Here is a 4,094-nt window from a genome sequence, read left to right as displayed (position 1 = left end):
AAAGGAACACCTGGAGTAGCAGGTAAAGGATTAGTAAAAATTACAAAAATTCAGGGATGAATGATAATAATATCGGTCAGAGACCAATTTCTCAACCGCCCTCGTTGCAAACGAGGGCGAGGGCGGGGTATTCCGGCACCAACGAAATCAAGGGTAACCTTTCACTAACTCAAAATTCTGCCAGTGTCATAGGCAATGGTGGTGGAACCCTATTATTTAATGGAACATCCAACCAAAGTATTACCAAAAATGGTTCAGCCAATCCTGAATTTGGCAAGTTAAGCCTAAACAAAAGTGCAGGTTATGTAAGCCTAAACAGCCACATCAAGGTAAATACCAGTTTAACCCTTACTGCGGGGGTATTAAAAACCAATGGCAATACATTGAATTTAGCAAATAGCAGCTCGGTGAATGGGGCTTCGGATGCTTCTTATGTGGAAGGAGCCATCAAGAAAACCGGGAACCAAGCCTTTACCTTTCCAACAGGTAAATCCGGAAAGTATATTCCGGTAGCTATTTCGGCACCAGGTAGTTCAACCGATGCTTTTACCGCCGAGTATTTTAATACCAATGCCAATGCCTCCTATTCCTTTGCCAGTGCTGAGGCTGGATTAAGCGATTTTGACACCACCGGATACTGGATGCTTTCCCGCACTACAGGTAACAGTACGCCCAATGTAAGCTTGGGTTGGCATAGTACAGGTTGCGGTTTTATAAACCCCAACACCTTAAAAGTAGCCCAATGGAACGGAAGCCAATGGTTAAACAAAGGCAATAACAGCTATACCAGTTCCAGCATTACAGCCAATAGCATCAACAGCTTTGGACCCTTTGTAGTGTCTAAGTTATCTGCATTAAAGGTAAATGCAGGCAATGATACCTCCTTTTGTGCGGGTAGCTCCGTTGGATTAAGTACCAGTCTAAGCAATGGCACCGCTCCATTCACCTATGCCTGGTCGCCTGCTACAGGGCTAAGTTCGGCTACGGTGAGTAACCCAACGGCTTCGCCTGCTTCTACGACTACGTATACCGTTTCGGTTACTGATGCCAGAGGGTGCACCGCCAGTGATGCCGTTGTGGTGGTTACGGTGAATGCCTTGCCGGTGGCGGATGCAGGGAATGATACGACAATTTATGCGGGGGATACGGTGCAAATTGGATCAGCTTCTATAAGTGGTAATTCCTATTCTTGGTCTTCGGTTAGTAGCTTAAGTAATGGCTCTATTGCAAACCCCTATGCATTTCCAACAGATACTTCAATGTTTGAATTAACCGTTACTTCAATTTATGGATGTATATCAAGAGATACTGTTGTCCTAAATGTTTATCCAGTAGGTTTTACATGTTCCAACTCAATATTTTTAGAAAACAATAGTAGCATAGATATTGTGCCCAATTTTAATGAAATTTGGTTTCAATTTAATGCGTTGGATACTAATTCAATAATTTCATTTATAACTCAGGATTCCTTGTTTATAGATACAATTATAGTTTATCAAAACTGCGACAATATCACGGTAAATGTTGATTATTATAGAAGTGGTTGCCAAATAGGCATTTTAGCACATGACCTTAATCCATTACAAAATTATTTTGTAAAAGTCGTTTTAGTTAATGAAATTGGAATTAGAAATATCAAAATATTCACGAATAATAATTGTAGTTATCCGTTACACTCAACAGTGCTTACTAATCCATTTTCATCCACAACTTCTATAACACCTTCAAGTACCTATATTATCGATGGAGTGTTTACAATTGATGTAATTTCCTTTTATACTGGAAATACATTTATCCTTTTACCTGGGGCTAAAATTTTGGTAAATGCATTTAGTACATTTACTAATTGCATTCTTAAAGGATGTGACAAACAATGGCAAGGTGTTTTTTTAAAAGATAATATTAGATTTTCTTTAATTAACTCAACAATTGAAGATGCTGAATATGGTGTACATGTAGGAAGAAATGATAGAATAATTATAGATAATTCAATTTTTAAAAAATGCTTTTATGGAATGTTTATTGATTTACAAAATGTAGACCCAAGTACAGTACATTTTTCAAATAATGTCATTTTTGATGGAGGTGGGAATAGTGGATTAAAACCAAAATACACAGGTGAATCCAACGATCCATATAATTACCTTAGATCCAAGGCTGCAATTTTTGTTAGAGGTCATCCAGGTTTTACTTTAAACCAAGATGTAACAATAAAAAATAGTGTTAGAGGTATTGAAGCAATTAATTCTAATTTGACTGTTGTTAGAACTAAATTTGAGAATATTTTAATGTATGCTAACTATCAGTCTTCTCATGATGGTTCAGCAATTGCCATGACCAATGTGTCCAACAATTGGTTAAAGGTTTGGGGATTTGGAAATGCAAGTAATGCTACACCGCAATTTACTAATTGTCTGTTTGGTATTAATTCAGTTGCTACAAACATAAGCGTTAGATGGTGTAAAATGACAGGAATTAAAAATGATGGAATTTTAATTTGTAATATAAATAATTTAATAGGACAATTATCATACAACAATATAGCTTCAGAAAAATATGGTATAAGATCAATGTTTAGTGAAAATCCACAATCACTCAATATTTATATGAATGTTCTCCATATAAACAACACCAATTCAATGCTAAATTGTTCGGTTATTCCTACTGGTATTTTTGTTAACAACTGGTTTAATGCTGGCAATACCCATATTTTTAATAATACCATAAATTTATGGAGATCCAAATATGGTATTTACCTCAACAATGCTTCCAAAATTAAGGTTTATGATAATGAAATAATTATGAAGGATGGATTAGCAACAGGTACTGGCGAGAATTGCCCTACCAATGTAGCTCCGAATGAAATGAATATAAAGTATGGCATTTATTGCACCAACACAAATGATGCAGAAATTAGAGATAATTTAATTTATACTGTTTCGTCTGTAAATTGGTTTTTTCTACAGCATAGGGCATTTTATCAAGGGTTGTGTAATAATAATTTAATAAAATGCAATGTTACCGATAACACTTTCTATGGATTTGATTTTATGGGAGTAAATGCAAATACCTTATTTAAAGGGAATACTATAAACCGTCATTTATCAGGCATTCAAATCGAGAACAACAGTTATATCGGCCTCCAGACCCATCATGGAAATCAGTGGCCGTACAACAGTAGCTCAGATTACCTTTTGGAAGCCAGAAATGACTTCTATTTGAATGGTTATCAATATTCAAAGTTTTTAGTTCATAACAACACTTCCAATTATTGGCCTTATCAACAATATGGCCTTGACAACACAGGGGTGCTGTCTGATATTTCTGGATCTGGTTGGTTTTTAGTAGCTCCAGGCGATCCATTTTCTTGTTCAGCTAGTGGGCCTAACAAACCAAAAAGCCTTGACGCTTCAGAGGATTCTGTATTCCATGGTCATTTGCTTGATTCTACTTATAACAATTCCATGACCTGGGAGGCAACTCGTGGTTTATTAAGAAGGGTTCAATACGATACAGAGCTGCAAGATAGTGTAGCAGGACTTGATACCTTTTACACCTCTCAAATAGCTCTTAGTCCAGGTTTATTTCTTACGCTCGAAGACAGCCTAAATAGTGCAAAAACCTGGAAAAGGGTTGATGAGGTTGCAACTTATGCAAACTATACTGATAGTGTATTGAATTTACTCTATTTGAACGATAGCCTTTTGGCAGATTCCACATTGACAGATAGTGTAATTGCCAATTTAGAAAAGCAGCGAATTGACTACCTTGCACAACTAAATTTATCTGATAGCTTGTCCCAATTGGCAATTAACCAAGAAATGACGGAAGAGTTAAGCAAAATTGCCAATGCTTCAATCCAGAATTCTTCTATAAATGTCACTCAGGTTTATGAATCCAATGCCAAAACAGTTGCTGATATTTACATTCGAACTGTGGCTGTTGGCGTAGATACAATTGGAGAAGCAGACAAGGCTGCTTTAGAGGAAATAATCTGGCAATGCCCCAAAAGTGGTGGTCATGCTGTTTACCAAGCCAGGGCCCTCTACTATTTGGTTAACGATAGTATTATTTTCAACGATAGTCTCTTTTGT

At 36.7% G+C, this 4,094-nt stretch carries 1 protein-coding gene; it reads left to right on the top strand.

The genetic code is table 11. The features are described from left to right. Positions 1-56: 56 nt before the first annotated feature. The coding region (locus tag K1X82_14985) for a right-handed parallel beta-helix repeat-containing protein (GenBank protein ID MBX7183414.1) at positions 57-4,094 on the top strand (4,038 nt) is incomplete at its 3' end.

This window comes from Bacteroidia bacterium, from assembly GCA_019695265.1.
Taxonomy (GTDB): Bacteria; Bacteroidota; Bacteroidia; order JAIBAJ01; family JAIBAJ01; genus JAIBAJ01.
This window is presented reverse-complemented; position numbering and strand designations above follow the sequence as displayed.